The organism is Citrobacter sp. TBCP-5362, assembly GCF_005406305.1.
Taxonomy (GTDB): domain Bacteria; phylum Pseudomonadota; class Gammaproteobacteria; order Enterobacterales; family Enterobacteriaceae; genus Citrobacter_B; species Citrobacter_B koseri.
Genome location: NZ_CP040234.1, coordinates 149,676 through 166,883, shown reverse-complemented (window position 1 = coordinate 166,883; position 17,208 = coordinate 149,676). Strand labels below are relative to the sequence as shown.

At 53.5% G+C, this 17,208-nt stretch carries 14 protein-coding genes; 7 read left to right on the top strand and 7 right to left on the bottom strand.

Annotated elements, in window-relative coordinates; genetic code table 11:
- Nucleotides 1-146: 146 nt before the first annotated feature.
- A complete protein-coding gene (cspA, locus tag FD428_RS00780; protein ID WP_000014594.1) occupies nt 147-359 on the top strand; it encodes an RNA chaperone/antiterminator CspA in 213 nt (70 codons plus the stop codon).
- Nucleotides 360-472: 113 nt separating this feature from the next.
- On the opposite strand, the gene glyS is transcribed toward cspA, so the two are convergent.
- From glyS to FD428_RS00765, 3 genes are all read right to left on the bottom strand, one after another.
- Nucleotides 473-2,542 (bottom strand): glycine--tRNA ligase subunit beta, encoded by a 2,070-nt coding sequence (gene glyS / locus FD428_RS00775; RefSeq protein WP_114848102.1) that lies wholly within the window; start codon nt 2,540-2,542, stop codon nt 473-475.
- Nucleotides 2,543-2,551: 9 nt separating this feature from the next.
- On the bottom strand, nt 2,552-3,463 hold the full coding sequence (gene glyQ, locus FD428_RS00770; RefSeq protein WP_001168544.1) for a glycine--tRNA ligase subunit alpha: 912 nt from the start codon (nt 3,461-3,463) through the stop codon (nt 2,552-2,554).
- A gap of 95 nt (nt 3,464-3,558) precedes the next feature.
- On the bottom strand, nt 3,559-3,861 hold the full coding sequence (locus FD428_RS00765; protein WP_104868043.1) for a YsaB family lipoprotein: 303 nt from the start codon (nt 3,859-3,861) through the stop codon (nt 3,559-3,561).
- Between the two features lie 189 nt (nt 3,862-4,050).
- On the opposite strand from FD428_RS00765, the gene FD428_RS00760 reads away from it, so the two are divergent.
- Entirely contained in the window at nt 4,051-5,046 is a 996-nt protein-coding gene (locus tag FD428_RS00760; RefSeq protein WP_047460352.1) for an acyltransferase, read from the top strand.
- 7 nt (nt 5,047-5,053) lie between these two features.
- Here the strand turns inward: FD428_RS00760 and FD428_RS00755 are convergent, their stop codons facing one another.
- From FD428_RS00755 to xylA, 3 genes are all read right to left on the bottom strand, one after another.
- Complete coding sequence (locus tag FD428_RS00755) at nt 5,054-5,407, bottom strand: YiaA/YiaB family inner membrane protein (protein ID WP_114848103.1); 354 nt, start codon at nt 5,405-5,407, stop codon at nt 5,054-5,056.
- Nucleotides 5,408-5,581: 174 nt separating this feature from the next.
- A complete protein-coding gene (xylB, locus tag FD428_RS00750) occupies nt 5,582-7,036 on the bottom strand; it encodes a xylulokinase (RefSeq protein WP_114848104.1) in 1,455 nt (484 codons plus the stop codon).
- 54 nt (nt 7,037-7,090) lie between these two features.
- Entirely contained in the window at nt 7,091-8,413 is a 1,323-nt protein-coding gene (gene xylA / locus FD428_RS00745; RefSeq protein WP_024131052.1) for a xylose isomerase, read from the bottom strand.
- A gap of 366 nt (nt 8,414-8,779) precedes the next feature.
- Between xylA and xylF the strand changes: the two genes are divergently transcribed.
- The 4 genes from xylF to xylR all read left to right on the top strand — a co-directional run bounded on the left by xylF (nt 8,780) and on the right by xylR (nt 13,811).
- The gene (gene xylF, locus FD428_RS00740; protein WP_047460342.1) at nt 8,780-9,772 is read left to right on the top strand and encodes a D-xylose ABC transporter substrate-binding protein; all 993 of its coding nucleotides are present in this window, start codon (nt 8,780-8,782) and stop codon (nt 9,770-9,772) included.
- A gap of 77 nt (nt 9,773-9,849) precedes the next feature.
- The gene (locus FD428_RS00735; RefSeq protein WP_012135704.1) at nt 9,850-11,391 is read left to right on the top strand and encodes a xylose ABC transporter ATP-binding protein; all 1,542 of its coding nucleotides are present in this window, start codon (nt 9,850-9,852) and stop codon (nt 11,389-11,391) included.
- Entirely contained in the window at nt 11,369-12,550 is a 1,182-nt protein-coding gene (xylH, locus tag FD428_RS00730) for a xylose ABC transporter permease XylH (RefSeq protein WP_012135705.1), read from the top strand. Before FD428_RS00735 ends, xylH begins: the two co-directional genes overlap by 23 nt.
- Nucleotides 12,551-12,632: 82 nt before the next feature.
- Entirely contained in the window at nt 12,633-13,811 is a 1,179-nt protein-coding gene (gene xylR, locus FD428_RS00725) for a D-xylose utilization transcriptional activator XylR (RefSeq protein WP_012135707.1), read from the top strand.
- Between the two features lie 94 nt (nt 13,812-13,905).
- On the opposite strand, the gene FD428_RS00720 is transcribed toward xylR, so the two are convergent.
- The gene (locus FD428_RS00720) at nt 13,906-14,730 is read right to left on the bottom strand and encodes a protein bax (protein ID WP_024131053.1); all 825 of its coding nucleotides are present in this window, start codon (nt 14,728-14,730) and stop codon (nt 13,906-13,908) included.
- 316 nt (nt 14,731-15,046) lie between these two features.
- On the opposite strand from FD428_RS00720, the gene malS reads away from it, so the two are divergent.
- On the top strand, nt 15,047-17,077 hold the full coding sequence (gene malS / locus FD428_RS00715) for an alpha-amylase (RefSeq protein ID WP_114848105.1): 2,031 nt from the start codon (nt 15,047-15,049) through the stop codon (nt 17,075-17,077).
- Nucleotides 17,078-17,208 lie beyond the last annotated feature (131 nt).

Below are 17,208 nucleotides of genomic sequence, written 5' to 3'. Positions count from 1 at the left end.
ACCATTAAAGCAGTTTAGTAAGGCAGTCCCCTTCAAGAGTTATCCGTTGATACCCCTCGTAGTGCGCATTTCCTTAACGCTTAAAAAATCTGTAAAGCACGCCATATCGCCGAAAGGCACACTTATTTTTTAAAAGGTAATACACTATGTCCGGTAAAATGACTGGTATCGTAAAATGGTTCAACGCTGATAAAGGCTTCGGCTTCATCACTCCTGACGATGGCTCCAAAGACGTGTTCGTACACTTCTCTGCTATCCAGAACGACGGTTACAAATCCCTGGATGAAGGTCAGAAAGTTTCCTTCACCATCGAAAGCGGCGCTAAAGGCCCGGCAGCTGGTAACGTAACCAGCCTGTAATCTTAGCTTTATAAGCTCAGAATTGAAGATCCCTGCCAATCGGCGGGGATTTTTTTTACCTTTTTCCCCATAAAAAAACCTGCCAGATGGCAGGTTTTTTTATTGCGACGAACTTACTGCAACAGGGAAATATCCGCTACTTGCAGGAACAGCTCGCGCAGTTTCGCCAGCATAGAGAGGCGGTTGATGCGCAGATCTTTGTCATCAACCATCACCATCACTTTTTCAAAGAACGTATCGACCGGTTCACGCAGCTCAGCCAGTTCGACTAGCGCTTCCTGGTAACGACCTTCAGCAAACACGGGTTCAAGTTTGTCACGCAGAACCACAACTTGCAGAGCCAAAGCAATTTCCTCTGGTTCCTTCAACGTTGCCGCATTGACACGATCGTTCAGCACTTCGTCGGACTTCGCCAGAATGTTGGACACACGTTTGTTCGCCGCCGCCAGCGCGGAGGCTTCTTCCAGCGTGCGGAAGTGCGACACGGCCTTCATACGGGCATCGAAATCCGCCGGACGGGTCGGACGACGCGCCAGAACCGCCTGAATGGTGTCCACGGTGTAACCTTCATCCTGATACCAGGCGCGGAAACGACCGAGCATAAAGTCGATAACGTCATCAACCACATTCGCGTTGGTCAGCTTGTCGCCGTACAGACGCGCCGCTTCTTCGGTCAGCGTTTGCAGATCCAGATTCAGGTTCTTCTCAACGATGATACGCAGCACGCCCAGCGCGGCACGACGCAGCGCGAACGGGTCTTTATCGCCTTTCGGATGCTGACCGATACCGAAGATACCCGCCAGCGTGTCCATCTTGTCGGCAATCGCCAGCGCGCAGGCAACCGGGTTAGACGGCAGGTCGTCACCGGCAAAGCGCGGCTGATACTGCTCGTTCAGCGCGACAGCTACATCTTCCGCTTCGCCGTCATGGCGCGCGTAGTGCATCCCCATGACGCCCTGCGTGTCGGTGAACTCAAAGACCATGTTGGTCATCAGGTCACATTTCGACAGCAGGCCCGCACGGGTAGCGTGGTTAACATCCGCGCCAATTTGTTCAGCAATCCAGCCCGCCAGCGCCTGAATACGGTCGGTCTTGTCGCGCAGCGTACCCAGCTGTTGCTGGAACAGCACGGTTTGCAGACGCGGCAGGTTATCTTCCAGACGTTTTTTACGGTCGGTATTGAAGAAGAACTCGGCATCTGCCAGACGCGGACGAACCACCTTCTCGTTACCGGAGATGATTTGCTGCGGATCTTTAGATTCGATGTTCGCCACGAAGATAAAGTTCGGCAGCAGTTTGCCGTCTGCGGCGTAAACCGGGAAGTATTTCTGGTCGCCCTTCATGGTGTAAACCAGCGCTTCAGACGGCACCGCGAGGAATTTCTCTTCGAATTTCGCCGTCAGCACCACCGGCCATTCCACCAGCGAAGTGACCTCTTCCAGCAGGCTCTCGCTCAGGTCAGCGTTACCGCCAATCTGACGCGCCGCTTCTTCTGCATCGGCTTTGATTTTCGCTTTACGCGCTTCGTAATCAGCAACAACTTTACCGCGCTCCAGCAGGATTTGCGGATACTGGTCAGCAGTGTCGATGGTGATTTCCGGCTCGCCCATAAAACGATGGCCGCGAATGACGCGATCGGACTGGATACCCAGAATCGTTGCCGGAATGAGCTTGTCGCCCAGCAGCAGCGTTACGGTGTGTACCGGACGCACGAAGTGAACGTCAGACTCGCCCCAGCGCATCAGTTTCGGAATCGGCAGTTTCGCCAGAGAGGTGGCAATCATGTTCGGCAGCAGCGCTTCTGCGCTTTCGCCTTTCACATGCGCGCGATACAGCAGCCATTCGCCTTTGTCTGTGGTCAGACGTTCAGCCTGGTCCACGGTGATGCCGCAACCTCGCGCCCAGCCTTCCGCCGCTTTGCTCGGTTTGCCTTCCGCGTCAAATGCCTGGGCAATCGCCGGGCCGCGTTTTTCAACTTCGCGATCGGGTTGAGAAGCAGCAAGATTCGCCACTTTCAGCGCCAGACGGCGCGGTGCGGCGAACCACTCTACGTTGCCGTGTGCGAGGCCAGCGTTATCCAGCTCCGCAGTAACGTTCGCAGCAAAGGACTCCGCCAGGCTGCGCAGGGCTTTTGGTGGCAGCTCTTCAGTGCCGATTTCCACCAGAAAAGTTTTCTCAGACATGGCCGCCTCTTATTTGTCTTTGTTGCACATCGGGAAGCCAAGGGCTTCACGGGAAGCGTAGTAAGCTTCTGCCACTGCTTTGGTCAGGGTGCGAATGCGCAGGATGTAGCGCTGACGCTCGGTAACGGAGATGGCTTTACGCGCATCCAGCAGGTTAAAGCTATGGGCGGCTTTCAGAATACGCTCGTAAGCAGGCAGCGGCAGCGGGTTTTCCAGCGCCAGCAGTTGCTGTGCTTCTTTCTCATACTGTTCGAAACAGGTGAACAGGAAATCCACATCGGCGTATTCGAAGTTGTAGGTGGATTGCTCCACTTCGTTCTGATGGAACACGTCGCCATAGGTGGTTTTACCCAGCGGGCCGTCGCTCCAGACCAGGTCGTAAACACTGTCTACGCCCTGAATGTACATAGCCAGACGTTCCAGGCCGTAGGTGATCTCACCGGTAACCGGCTTACACTCCAGACCGCCAACCTGCTGGAAGTAGGTGAACTGAGTCACTTCCATGCCGTTCAGCCACACTTCCCAACCCAGACCCCAGGCGCCCAGCGTCGGGTTTTCCCAGTTATCTTCCACGAAACGGATATCGTGGATAGTCGGGTCCATCCCCAGCTCTTTCAGAGAACCGAGATACAGCTCCTGGATGTTATCCGGCGATGGCTTAATCACCACCTGGAACTGATAGTAGTGCTGTAAACGGTTCGGGTTTTCGCCATAGCGACCATCGGTCGGACGACGAGAAGGCTGCACATAGGCAGCCGCCATCGGCTCTGGCCCCAGCGCGCGCAGACAGGTCATTGGGTGAGAAGTCCCCGCGCCGACTTCCATGTCCAATGGTTGAACAATGGTGCAGCCCTGGCGAGCCCAGTAATCCTGTAAGGTCAGGATCAAGCCCTGGAAGGTCCTGGTATCAAACTTTTGCATATTATTTCGTGCTGGATACGTGTGGATTTAAAGGAAGGGATCAGTATACCCGCTGACCGCAAGATATACAGTACGAAACGGGAAAAAGGGGGAACTTAGCGCATGGAAAGATGTAAAAACTGCCCTTCTGCGTCAAAAGAGCAAACAAAACTCTCTTTGCGGAAAGTATTGCCGCGCATCTCATAGCTACCCTGGTATTGCTCAAAACCGGTCACATCAATTTTCTGCGTGCCGGTGTTATAACGCCGCGCCGCCTGCGCTTTGCACAATGTTTCCATATCCAGTGAGCGTTCCGGGTTCACGTTGACCTTCTGCGCCTTCTGAACCGGCTGCGCTGTCGTCGCGCATCCCACCAGCAGGAGGGTTAACAGCGCCGGAAAAACAGACTTCATCATCATTTTTATTACCGCCTTATTTGCCGGTCGCTCTTATTATTATTAAGGTTAGGGTTTAGCCCAAAAGACAGGCGCATTTTGCGAATCTCGCTGGGCCATCACAAGCTTTAGCGTAAAAACTCAGAATATTCCAGTGAGATACCGCGCCAATAAACAAGTCAGACCCTATTTAAAACGGAAGCAGAGGAACTGATGCAACCCAAAATATACTGGATTGATAATTTGCGAGGGATCGCCTGTTTAATGGTCGTGATGATCCACGCCACCACCTGGTACGTCACCAATGCGCAAAGCATCAATCCGTTTAGCTGGGATTTTGCCAATGTCCTGAACTCCGCCTCACGCGTCAGCGTACCGCTGTTTTTTATGATCTCGGGCTATCTCTTTTTTGGCGAACGTAGCGCCCAGCCGCGACATTTCCTGCGCATTGCGCTTTGCCTGCTGTTCTATAGCGCCGTCGCGCTGGTATATATCACCCTTTTTACGTCGATTAACGCAGAGCTATCGCTGAAAAACCTGCTGCAAAAACCGGTGTTCTACCACCTGTGGTTTTTCTTTGCGATCGCGGTGATCTACCTGGTATCGCCGTTAATACAGGTTAAAAACATCAGCGGCAAAATGCTGCTGGTGCTGATGATCGTCATTGGCGTTGTCGCCAACCCCAATACCGTGTCGCAAAAAATCGGCGGATTTGAGTGGCTCCCCGTTAACCTGTATATCACTGGCGACACGTTTTACTACATCCTCTATGGCATGCTGGGCCGGGCGATTGGCATGATGGAGACACAAAAACGTTCGCTGACCTGGATAAGCGCCGCGCTTTTCATTACGGCGGTATTGATTATTTCTCGCGGAACGCTACATGAACTCAACTGGCGCGGAAATTTTGCCGATACCTGGTACGTCTATTGCGGCCCAATGGTGTTTATTTGCGCCGCGTCGCTGCTCACGCTGGTCAAAAATACCCTGAATACGCGCACGGTTCCCGGGCTGGCGCTGATTTCCCGCCACTCACTCGGTATTTACGGGTTTCACGCGCTGATAATCCATGCGCTACGGACGAATGGCGTAGAGTTTAAACGCTGGCCGCCGCTGGATATCGTATGGATTTTTACCCTCACCCTGGCCGGAAGTTTGCTGCTGTCGATATTGCTACAGAAGATTGATACGCGCAGGCTGGTCAGTTGACCGGCCCTTATTCGTCATCAGAATACGTGGCGTACATATCCGTACCCAACAGACTCACGCCCAGCCCCAGAAGGCACATCACTTTGACGGCGACCGGTAAATCAATATTCCATAGACCGACAAAAAGCATACCTGCGGCGAGAAGTAACAGATATTTGCACCGGGTGAGCAGACGCTCATTTCCCGTCGGCTCCTGGCGTATTAACAGGGGAAAGCCACTCATCACCATTATCGCCAAAAAATAGCCCTTGTCGCTCAACGAGTGGCAAGCAGGCCACAGCCCTGTCAGATAGACCAGCGCACCGCCCGCCAGCATGATTAAACCGGCCAGACGCTTCCTGCGCACAACCTTATCGTCCATATCACTCTCCTTATGCTTTGCCGATTCACATTAAGACAAGAAATAAGAATGGAAAAGACGATAACCGGACAATAACGTGAAAATCAGAAAACACACATATTGATTTCGATATATATCGAGGCAATCAATAGAAAATAAGAATTCCTTCCGGCCACTGCCGGAAGGAATAGCGGATTAAGACATGAGCGGTAATAACTGCTGGTAAATGCGGCGGAACGTTTCGCGACGTTCAAGGTAACGCGCATGGCGTTCAGCATCAGGGAAATGCGCTTGCTCCAGCGGAAGCTGCGGTAATAAATCAGATAATGGTTGCTCTTTATTCATCGCAATTTGCGCCAGACGCGCGGCGCCCAATGCCGGGCCTACATCGCCGCCGGTACGGTAGTCAAGCTGTAGCCCGCTGATATCCGCCAGCATTTGTCGCCAGTATTCACTGCGCGCCCCGCCGCCGATCAGCGTCACGCTGCCGGGTTTCACGCCACAGGCATGCACAACATCCATGCCATCCGCCAGCGCATAACCGACGCCTTCCAGCACCGCCCGCGCCAGCTCTGCGGGGCCATGCTGATGCGTAAGGCCAAAGAATACGCCCTTCGCCTGCGGATTATTATGCGGCGTGCGTTCGCCGGAAAGATAAGGCAGGAACCAGACGGCATCCGCGTTATCATCCGCCTGGCGTGCCGCGTCAATCAGCGCGGGGACAGACGCCTGACCGGTTAATTTTGCCGCCCAGTCCAGGCAGGATGCCGCGCTCAGCATGACGGACATCAAATGCCAGCGTTCGGGCAATGCGTGGCAAAAACTGTGTACCGCACTTTCTGGTTTACTGAGAAAACCGTCGCTCACCGCAAAATAGACGCCTGATGTTCCCAGCGACAGCATGGCCTGACCCGCATTGATCATCCCCACGCCCACCGCGCCCGCCGCGTTATCTCCGCCCCCTGCAACAACAGGCACCGCAGGCATCCCCCAGGAGTGCGCCACCTCAGGCAACACCGTACCGGTGATGTCGCTGCCTTCGTACAGAGCGGGCATGTGTTCACGGGTTAGCTGACAAGCGTTGAGCATGGTGTCGCTCCAGTCGCGCGCTGCGACATCCAGCCACATCGTTCCCGCTGCGTCCGACATATCGCTGGCAAAATCCCCCGTCATACGCAGACGCAGGTAATCTTTAGGCAGCAGCACCTTTGCAACCTGGCGGAAGATATCCGGCTCATGGCGCTGAACCCACAGCAGTTTTGGCGCGGTAAAGCCGGGCATCATCAGATTGCCGGTAATGGCGCGAGACTGCGGAACCTGCTGCTCAAGCAGCACGCACTCTTCACCACAGCGTCCGTCATTCCATAAAATCGCCGGGCGTAGCACCTTCTGGTGTTTATCAAGCAACGTGGCGCCGTGCATCTGCCCGGCAATCCCCAGCGCCTTTACATCACGCAATGAATGCTCTCGCCCCAGCGCTTTTACGGCGCGATCCGTCGCCAGCCACCACTGTTCGGGATCCTGCTCCGACCATAATGGATGCGGGCGAGAGACAGACAGTTTCTCCGTCTGCGAGGCCAGCACGTCTCCCTGCTCATTCAGCAGGATGGCTTTCACACCGGACGTGCCCAGATCTATCCCGATATACATCGTGACCACTCCTTTATCGATGCGCCGCGTTGGCTAAACGCGGCGCAATGGCGATTACTTGTCGAACAGATAATGATTCACCAGATTTTCCAGCAGTTCCTGATGGCCGCTTTGATGCACCGGCGCCAGATTACGCTGTTCAGCATAGTGCGCGACGTCGCTCAGGGATAACTGGCCTTTCAAAATTTGCTGGCCCAGTTCGCTATTCCAGCCGGAATAACGTTTCGCCACGCGTTTATCCAGTTCGCCATCTTCAATCATGCGCGCTGCCACTTTTAATGACAGCGCCATCGTGTCCATCGCGCCAATATGACCATAGAACAGATCGTATTTGTCGGTGCTCTGGCGACGAACCTTCGCGTCAAAGTTCAGCCCGCCGGTCGTGAAACCGCCCGCTTTCAGGATTTCATACATCACCAGCGCGTTCTCTTCGACGCTTACCGGGAACTGGTCGGTATCCCAGCCCAGCTGCGCATCGCCACGGTTGGCATCCACAGAACCAAAAATGCCCAGCGCAATGGCGGACGCAATCTCATGATGGAAAGAGTGGCCCGCCAGCGTAGCGTGGTTGGCTTCAATGTTCACCTTGATCTCTTTTTCCAGGCCGAACTGCTTGAGGAAGCCGTAAACCGTTGCCACATCGTAGTCATACTGGTGTTTTGTCGGCTCCTGCGGTTTTGGCTCGATCAGCAGCGTGCCCTGGAAACCTGTTTTATGTTTATGCTCCACCACCATCTGCATAAAGCGGCCAATCTGCTCGCGTTCCTGGCGCAGATCGGTATTCAGCAGGGTTTCATACCCTTCACGGCCCCCCCACAGAACGTAGTTTTCGCCGCCCAGTTTGTGCGTGGCGTTCATCGCGTTCACCACCTGCGTCGCCGCCCAACTGAAGACTTCCGGGTCCGGGTTCGTCGCCGCCCCGGCGCCGTAACGCGGGTTGGTAAAGCAGTTCGCGGTGCCCCATAACAGCTTCACGCCGCTCTGTTCTTGCTTCGACTCCAGCACATCGACCATCTGCGCAAAGTTGTTTTTATACTCTTTCAGCGAGGCGCCTTCCGGCGAAACATCCACATCGTGGAAGCAGTAGTAAGGCACGTTCAGCTTATGGAAAAATTCAAACGCCACATCCGCCTTGCGCTTCGCCAGCTCCAGCGCATCGCCGGGCTGTTGCCACGGACGGTTGAACGCGCCTACGCCAAACATATCCGCGCCGTTCCAGCAGAAGGTATGCCAGTAGCAGGCCGCAAAACGCAGATGATCTTCCATGCGTTTACCCAGTACAATTTCATCTGGATTATAATGGCGGAAAGCTAACGGATTAGTGCTTTTAGGGCCTTCATAACGAACACGATCGAGTTGGTCAAAATAAGCCTGCATAATGAACTCCATAATCAGGTAATACGGCGAGGGATGGGTAATGGCGTAATATTGGTTACTCGATTCACATTGCTCAATTATGTTATTTCACTCTGCTATTTAGATAATTCGTAAGTGTGCGCTGCCTCGCAAAATAAAAGTAACCGTCTGCAAAAAATGGTTATTCATCAACAACGGAATGTAACGGGCGTAATGCGTCATTAAAAGTACGATCTCGGTCATAATTCACGAAATAAACCAAAAATCGTAACTGCAAGATAAAAATCTATAATTGCCTTCCGCGTATTAACTGCTAAAAATCTGCTACGTCTCACGCTGTGATTGTTACTTTTACCGCTGTTCCCTCTAACAAAAGGCATCACGATTATGAAGATAAAAAACATCTTACTCACCGTCTGCACTTCACTCCTGCTCGCCAGCATAACGGGACATGCCAAAGAAGTTAAAATTGGTATGGCTATCGATGACTTACGTCTGGAACGCTGGCAAAAAGATCGCGATATTTTCGTGAGCAAGGCCGAATCCCTCGGCGCAAAAGTATTTGTACAATCTGCCAATGGTAATGAAGAAACCCAAATGTCGCAGATTGAAAACATGATCAACCGTGGCGTTGATGTTCTGGTCATTATTCCTTATAACGGGCAAGTATTAAGCAATGTCGTAAAAGAAGCGAAACAAGAAGGAATAAAAGTATTAGCGTACGACCGCATGATAAATGATGCCGACATCGATTTTTATATTTCTTTTGATAACGAAAAAGTCGGTGAATTACAGGCTCAGGCGTTGGTCGATAAAGTGCCTGAAGGGAATTATTTCCTGATGGGCGGCTCGCCAGTAGATAATAATGCAAAATTGTTCCGCGCCGGGCAAATGAAAGTATTAAAACCTTATATCGATTCAGGAAAAATTAACGTCGTCGGCGATCAATGGGTGGACGGATGGTTGCCTGAAAATGCGCTGAAAATTATGGAAAATGCGCTGACCGCAAACAATAACAAAATTGACGCGGTTGTCGCTTCCAATGACGCGACCGCAGGCGGTGCGATTCAGGCGCTCAGCGCTCAGGGATTATCAGGAAAAGTCGCTATTTCCGGTCAGGATGCCGACCTTGCGGGCATTAAACGTATTGTCGCAGGCACGCAGACCATGACGGTTTATAAACCCATCACGCTACTGGCGAATACCGCCGCCGAGATCGCCGTCGAGCTGGGTAACGGGCAACAACCTAAGGCCGACGCCACGCTGAATAACGGTCTGAAAGATGTCCCTTCCCGCCTGCTTACTCCAATTGATGTTAATAAAACCAATATTGACGAAACCGTGATTAAAGACGGGTTCCACAAAAAGAGTGATCTGTAAACGTTGCGCCCTCTACAACAGCGGAGGGCGTCAAACCCTCCATGCCGGGTTCTCGCATTGGCTTATGTGGAGTAGTTATGCCCTATCTACTTGAAATGAAAAACATTACCAAGACCTTCGGCGCAGTGAAGGCAGTTGATAACGTCAGCCTCAGGCTTAATGCCGGGGAAATCGTTTCATTGTGCGGTGAAAATGGTTCGGGTAAATCAACGTTAATGAAAGTGCTGTGCGGTATTTACCCTCATGGCTCTTATGAAGGTGAAATTCTGTTTGCGGGAGAAACACTGCAAGCCAGTCATATTCGTGATACCGAACGTAAGGGCATTGCTATTATTCACCAGGAGTTAGCGCTGGTTAAACACTTAACCGTGCTGGAAAATATCTTCCTGGGCAGCGAAATCACCCGTAACGGCATTCTTGATTACGACATGATGACGCTACGCTGCCAGAAGCTGTTAGATCAGGTCAGCTTGTCTATCTCACCGGATACCCGCGTGGGCGACCTGGGCCTGGGGCAACAACAGCTGGTAGAAATTGCCAAAGCGCTTAATAAACAAGTTCGGCTGCTGATTCTTGATGAGCCGACGGCCTCCCTCACGGAACAAGAAACCACCGTGCTGCTGGAAATTATTCGCGATCTGCAACAGCATGATATTGCGTGTATTTATATCTCACACAAGCTCAATGAAGTTAAAGCTATCTCGGACACAATCTGCGTGATCCGCGACGGCCAACATATTGGCACCCGCGCAGCCGCCGGAATGGAAGAAGACGATATCATCACCATGATGGTCGGTCGCGAGCTGACGGCGCTCTATCCTAATGAGCCGCATGCTACCGGGGAGGAGATTTTGCGCGTTGAGCGCCTTACCGCCTGGCATCCCGTCAACCGTCACATCAAACGCGTCAATGATGTCTCCTTTTCGCTGAAACGGGGCGAGATTCTCGGCATTGCAGGGCTGGTCGGCGCGGGCCGCACGGAGTTAGTGCAATGCCTGTTCGGCGTCTGGCCTGGGCGCTGGGAAGGAAAGGTTATGATCGATAATCAGGCCGTGGATATTCGTCATTGCCAGCAAGCGATCGCTCATGGCATTGCAATGGTGCCTGAAGACAGGAAACGCGACGGCATTGTGCCGGTTATGGCCGTCGGGAAAAATATCACGCTGGCGGCGCTCGATCGGTTCACCGGGAAGATAAGCCATCTTGACGATGCCGCAGAGCAAAAATGCATTCTGGAATCGCTGCAACGCCTGAAAGTGAAAACATCCTCGCCTGATTTAGCGATTGGGCGCCTTAGCGGCGGGAACCAACAAAAGGCCATACTGGCGCGCTGTCTCCTGCTGAACCCGCGTATTCTCATCCTCGATGAACCCACCCGAGGAATCGATATCGGCGCGAAATATGAAATCTACAAACTCATTAACCAGCTTGTTCAGCAAGGTATTGCTGTCATCGTCATCTCGTCGGAACTCCCCGAGGTTCTTGGATTAAGCGATCGCATCCTGGTGATGCACGAAGGAAAACTGAAAGCCAACCTGGTGAATCATAACCTGACTCAAGAACAGGTGATGGAAGCCGCATTGAGGAGCGAATATCATGTCGAAAAACAATCCGTCTGAAGTGAAACTCTCAGCCCCTCTGACGGGCGGTTTTCCTGGGTTAAAATCACTGAACCTACAGGTGTTCGTCATGATCGCGGCGATTATTGTGATCATGCTGTTCTTTACCTGGACCACGGAAGGCGCATACCTGAGCGCGCGCAACGTCTCCAACCTGCTTCGTCAGACGGCGATCACCGGTATTCTGGCCGTGGGGATGGTTTTCGTGATTATCTCTGCGGAAATCGACCTCTCCGTTGGCTCAATGATGGGGCTATTAGGCGGCGTCGCGGCAATCTGCGACGTCTGGCTAGGCTGGCCATTGCCGCTTACGATTGTTGTCACGCTGGCGCTGGGTTTACTGCTCGGCGCCTGGAACGGGTGGTGGGTCGCCTACCGGAAAGTCCCTTCGTTTATCGTCACCCTGGCCGGGATGCTGGCTTTCCGTGGCATTCTCATTGGCATCACGAATGGTACAACCGTCTCGCCCACCAGCTCGGCGATGTCGCAGATTGGTCAGAGCTACTTATCCAACGGTCTGGGCTTCACAATAGGCGCCATCAGCTTAATGGCGTTTATCGGCTGGCAATGGCGCGGGCGTATGCGTCGGCAGGCTCTGGCGCTTAGCACCCCGGCTTCTACTGCGGTAGTCGGTCGCCAGGCGCTGACCGCCGTCATTGTCCTGGGCGCAATCTGGCTGCTGAACGATTATCGCGGCGTTCCAACGCCCGTACTGCTGCTGGTATTCCTGCTGCTTGGCGGTATGTTTATGGCGACGCGAACGGCGTTTGGCCGGAGAATTTATGCGATTGGCGGCAATCTGGAAGCCGCTCGTCTCTCCGGCATTAACGTTGAGCGAACCAAACTGGCGGTTTTCGCCATCAACGGCCTGATGGTGGCGATTGCAGGGCTGATACTCAGTTCGCGCCTCGGCGCCGGATCGCCTTCCGCCGGGAACATTGCCGAACTGGACGCGATTGCCGCCTGCGTGATCGGCGGAACCAGCCTGGCGGGTGGCGTGGGTAGCGTCGCGGGCGCCGTCATGGGGGCGTTTATTATGGCCTCTCTTGATAACGGAATGAGTATGATGGACGTGCCCACATTCTGGCAGTACATCGTGAAAGGTGCGATCTTGTTACTGGCAGTATGGATGGACTCAGCAACTAAACGTCGTTCCTGAATTCCAGAAAAGGGGTCATGCTCAATGCCGGTCAACACGTACCGGCATTGTCCTTTATGACTGATTCAGCAGGGAAAGAACTATGTTTGAGAAACGCCACCGTATCACACTGTTATTTAATGCAAATAAAGCCTACGACCGTCAGGTAGTGGAAGGCGTGGGTGAATATTTACAGGCATCGCAATCGGAATGGGATATCTTCATTGAAGAAGACTTCCGCGCGCGAATTGATAACATCAAAGAGTGGTTGGGCGATGGCGTCATTGCCGACTACGATGACGATGACATTGCTCAGGCGCTTGCCGATGTGGATGTGCCCATTATCGGCGTCGGCGGTTCTTACCACCTTGCTGCACACTATCCATCCGTCCATTATATCGCCACCGATAACTACGCTCTGGTGGAAAGCGCCTTTCTGCACCTGAAAGAAAAAGGGATCAATCGCTTCGCCTTTTATGGCCTGCCCGCCTCCAGCGGCAAGCGCTGGGCGGCCGAGCGTGAATACGCGTTCTGCCAACTGGTTGCACAAGAAAAATACCGTGGCGTGGTCTATCAGGGGCTGGAAACCGCACCGGAAAACTGGCAGCACGCGCAAAACCGGCTGGCGGACTGGCTGCAAACCCTGCCGCCGCAAACCGGGATTATCGCCGTTACCGACGCCCGGGCAAGACATGTGCTGCAAGTTTGCGAGCATCTGCATATCCCGGTTCCCGAAAAGCTGTGCGTCATCGGTATTGATAACGAAGAACTGACCCGTTATCTGTCGCGGGTCGCGCTGTCATCGGTCGCTCAGGGAGCCAGGCAGATGGGCTATCAGGCGGCAAAACTGCTACACCGCCTGCTGGATAAGGAAGTGCTGCCGCTGCAACGTATTCTGGTTCCGCCTGTGCGCGTCGTTGAGCGTCGCTCGACGGACTACCGCTCATTGACCGACCCGGCCGTCATACAGGCGATGCATTTCATCCGTAACCATGCCTGCAAAGGTATTAAAGTCGATCAGGTGCTGGACGCGGTCGGTATCTCCCGCTCGAACCTGGAGAAACGGTTTAAAGAAGACGTCGGGGAGACCATTCACGCCGTTATTCATGCTGAAAAACTGGAAAAAGCGCGCAGCCTGTTAATTTCAACCACGCTGCCGATTAACGAAATATCACAGATGTGCGGCTACCCATCCCTGCAATATTTCTATTCTGTTTTCAAAAAGGAGTATGACACGACGCCAAAAGAGTACCGCGATCGGTACAGTGAGGTGTTGTTGTAGCGGGGTCTTTTGTAGGCCCGGTAAGCAAAGCGTCACCGGGCGTTTGTGCCGGATGGCGGCGCAAGCGCCTTATCCGGCCTACAAAATCGGGTCATTACATATGCGCGGCGATTAAACGCTGGTTATCCTGATACATCGCGAACAGATAGTTGTTGTAGCTCTGCCCTTTCGTCGAATAACCCTTCAGCTTATGAATCATCGCGCTTGCGGTAACTTCCTGATCCGCCTTACGCAACTGGGCGCGAGACTTACGGAAAGACGAGTAAGCAGGATGCGTGTTCAGGTTAATCACGTACGCGTTAACCGACTCTTTAACCGAGCCGAACTGCGAGTAACCTTTCACTTTACCCGGCGCATTGGTACAACGCCCTTTTCCGCATTTCATGCCGAACAGGTTATTGTTGTTGCGCGCCAGTTTAGAGGTTCCCCAGCCGCTTTCCGCCGCCGCCATCGTCGCCACCATACTGGTCGGGATGATGTCTACGCGTTCCAGCAAGGTATTCCACGGAATGTTACGCGTGTTGCCAGACCACTTTACCTTGTAGCGCGCCGCGATATCTTTCATACGCGTACGCTCAGAAGGCGACCAGCGGTTCTGATACTGTTTTGAAATCAGCCAGTTACGATCCGCAGTAATCGCAGCATTTTGACTGGTGATAAAAGGCATAACCGTCCGGAGAAACGCTTTTTTCCTTGGTGTTCCGGAAGGGTATTTTCGCAAATCAGGAAGTGAACTACTCTTTGCACTATTGCGAGAATACTCTTGTTTACTGCTTACCTGTTTATGACCTGTCTTGGTTACGTGGGACTTTTGACTCGTTGTTGTCGTGTGCGCCTTCGCCAGCACCTCACCCGAAAATACTACGGTGAGTAACATAAGAATCATTGCCCCATATCGTCGTATGGGCGTCAATATCATTAGGTCTCCTGGTCGGATTTATACATTCCAACGCCTTATATTTTTCAAAAAAATGAGAGATGAATCTCAAATCATATCAAAAATAACCGTCAAGAGCACCCCAAGGAATAGTCCAATTCCGAAACCCTGTCACGCAATAATGGCGAAGAACGCTATTAATACGAAGAAAATGTGGTGGTTATCGCAAAACATGGCTATTTTCTGCGCACGATCGCTCACCCTCGCGCCTCAGCCTGGCGGAATACGCCAGAGGGATGAGTTATCCGCTATCTTTCAACGGCATACTGGCTAAAATCGCAGCAATAAGGAAAGCGTAATGAAACTTACCGCTTTTGCGCTGGCGCTCATGCCCGGCATCGTATTCGCCTCATCATGGACATCTCAGGGATTCCCGCCCTTTACGGCGGAAGGGACGGGTAAGTTTGTCAGCCATGCCGCGTTGACGAAAGGTACGCACCCTTTGACGCTGCATATTGACCAACAGTGCTGGCAACCTGCTGATGCTATAAAACTCAATCAGATGCTGTCGCTCAAACCGTGTGAAGGCACGCCGCCACAGTGGCGACTGTTTAAAGACGGCGACTATTCGCTGGAGATTGATACCCGCTCCGGTACGCCAACGCTGACGCTGTCGATAAAAAGCACCGCCGATCCCGTCGCCAGCACGGTGCGCCAGTGCCCGACGTGGAACGGCTCGCCGCTGACCCTGGAGGTGAGTCACACCTTCCCGGAAGGCGCGGTCGTGCGCGATTACTACAGCCAGCAAACCGCTACCGTTAAGAACGGTCAGATTACGCTACAACCCGGCGCGACCAGCAACGGGCTTTTGTTGCTTGAACGCGCGGAAACCAACGCGCCCGCCGCATTCAACTGGCATAACGCGACGGTCTACTTTGTGCTGACAGACCGTTTCCAGAACGGCGATCCGACGAATGACCAAAGCTATGGCCGCCACAAAGACGGCATGGAGGAGATTGGCACCTTTCATGGCGGCGATTTACGCGGGCTGGCAGACAAGCTGGACTATCTGCAACACCTGGGGGTGAATGCCCTGTGGATCAGCGCGCCGTTCGAGCAAATCCACGGCTGGGTCGGCGGCGGTACGAAAGGGGATTTCCCGCATTATGCCTACCACGGCTATTACACCCAGGACTGGACCACGCTGGACGCCAATATGGGCAGCGAGGACGACCTTCGCGCGTTAGTCGATGGCGCACACCAGCGCGGCATCCGTATTCTGTTTGATGTGGTGATGAACCACACGGGCTACGCCACGCTGGCGGACATGCAGACATTCCGGTTTGGCGCGCTGTATCTGCAAGGCGATGAGCTGAAAAAGACGCTGGGCGAACACTGGACTGACTGGAAGCCCGCCGCCGGGCAAAGCTGGCACAGCTTTAATGACTACATCAACTTCAGCGACAAAGCGGCATGGGAAGCATGGTGGGGGAAAGAATGGATTCGCACGGATATTGGCGATTATGACAATCCAGGCTTTGACGATTTGACCATGTCACTGGCCTTCCTGCCCGATATTAAAACGGAATCCACAACCCCTTCCGGCCTGCCGGTGTTCTATAAAAACAAACCGGATACCCGTGCAAAAGCCATTGAGGGCTACACGCCGCGGGATTATCTGACCCACTGGCTCAGTCAGTGGGTACGTGATTACGGCATCGACGGGTTTCGCGTAGATACCGCCAAACACGTCGAACTTCCTGCCTGGCAGCAGTTGAAAACCCAGGCCAGCGCGGCGTTGACCGAGTGGAAACAGGCCAACCCGGAAAAGACGCTGGACGACACGCCTTTCTGGATGACCGGTGAAGCCTGGGGCCACGGCGTCATGCAGAGTGATTATTACCGCCACGGCTTTGATGCGATGATCAACTTTGACTACCAGGAGCAGGCGGCAAAAGCGGTCGATTGTCTGGCGGATATGGACGCCACCTGGCAGCAAATGGCAGAGAAATTACAGGATTTCAACGTGCTGAGTTATCTCTCCTCGCACGACACGCGCCTCTTTCGGGAAGGTGGCGATAAGGCCGCAGAGCTTCTGCTGCTGGCGCCCGGCGCCGTGCAGATCTTTTATGGCGACGAATCCGCACGTCCCTTTGGCCCGACGGGTTCCGATCCGCTGCAAGGCACCCGTTCTGACATGAACTGGCAGGATATCAACGGTAAATCCGCCGCCACCGTTGCCCACTGGCAGCGAATCAGCCAGTTCCGCGCCAGACACCCCGCCATCGGCGCCGGTAAGCAAACCACGCTCTCGCTGAAGCAGGGGTACGGTTTTGTGCGCGAGCACGACGACGATAAGGTCATGGTCATCTGGGCGGGTCGCCCTTAATCCTGCCTGACGTCCGGCGTGCCCATCCGCCGGACGTCTCATCAAAACAAAACACCAGCCAGATAAAAATCTTCAGCATAAAGCATCAACCACGGCGTTAACGCCTGATTTGCACCCTGCCATAGGTAGCG

What these genes read in the sequence shown, in the direction of transcription:
- xylB (WP_114848104.1), bottom strand. Translation starts at nt 7,036, where the DNA reads ATGTATATCGGGATAGATCTGGGCACGTCCGGTGTGAAAGCCATCCTG.
- xylA (WP_024131052.1), bottom strand. Translation starts at nt 8,413, where the DNA reads ATGCAGGCTTATTTTGACCAACTCGATCGTGTTCGTTATGAAGGCCCT.
- cspA (WP_000014594.1), top strand. Translation starts at nt 147, where the DNA reads ATGTCCGGTAAAATGACTGGTATCGTAAAATGGTTCAACGCTGATAAA.
- xylR (WP_012135707.1), top strand. Translation starts at nt 12,633, where the DNA reads ATGTTTGAGAAACGCCACCGTATCACACTGTTATTTAATGCAAATAAA.
- FD428_RS00735 (WP_012135704.1), top strand. Translation starts at nt 9,850, where the DNA reads ATGCCCTATCTACTTGAAATGAAAAACATTACCAAGACCTTCGGCGCA.
- glyQ (WP_001168544.1), bottom strand. Translation starts at nt 3,463, where the DNA reads ATGCAAAAGTTTGATACCAGGACCTTCCAGGGCTTGATCCTGACCTTA.
- glyS (WP_114848102.1), bottom strand. Translation starts at nt 2,542, where the DNA reads ATGTCTGAGAAAACTTTTCTGGTGGAAATCGGCACTGAAGAGCTGCCA.
- xylF (WP_047460342.1), top strand. Translation starts at nt 8,780, where the DNA reads ATGAAGATAAAAAACATCTTACTCACCGTCTGCACTTCACTCCTGCTC.
- FD428_RS00760 (WP_047460352.1), top strand. Translation starts at nt 4,051, where the DNA reads ATGCAACCCAAAATATACTGGATTGATAATTTGCGAGGGATCGCCTGT.
- malS (WP_114848105.1), top strand. Translation starts at nt 15,047, where the DNA reads ATGAAACTTACCGCTTTTGCGCTGGCGCTCATGCCCGGCATCGTATTC.
- FD428_RS00755 (WP_114848103.1), bottom strand. Translation starts at nt 5,407, where the DNA reads ATGGACGATAAGGTTGTGCGCAGGAAGCGTCTGGCCGGTTTAATCATG.
- FD428_RS00765 (WP_104868043.1), bottom strand. Translation starts at nt 3,861, where the DNA reads ATGATGATGAAGTCTGTTTTTCCGGCGCTGTTAACCCTCCTGCTGGTG.
- FD428_RS00720 (WP_024131053.1), bottom strand. Translation starts at nt 14,730, where the DNA reads ATGATATTGACGCCCATACGACGATATGGGGCAATGATTCTTATGTTA.
- xylH (WP_012135705.1), top strand. Translation starts at nt 11,369, where the DNA reads ATGTCGAAAAACAATCCGTCTGAAGTGAAACTCTCAGCCCCTCTGACG.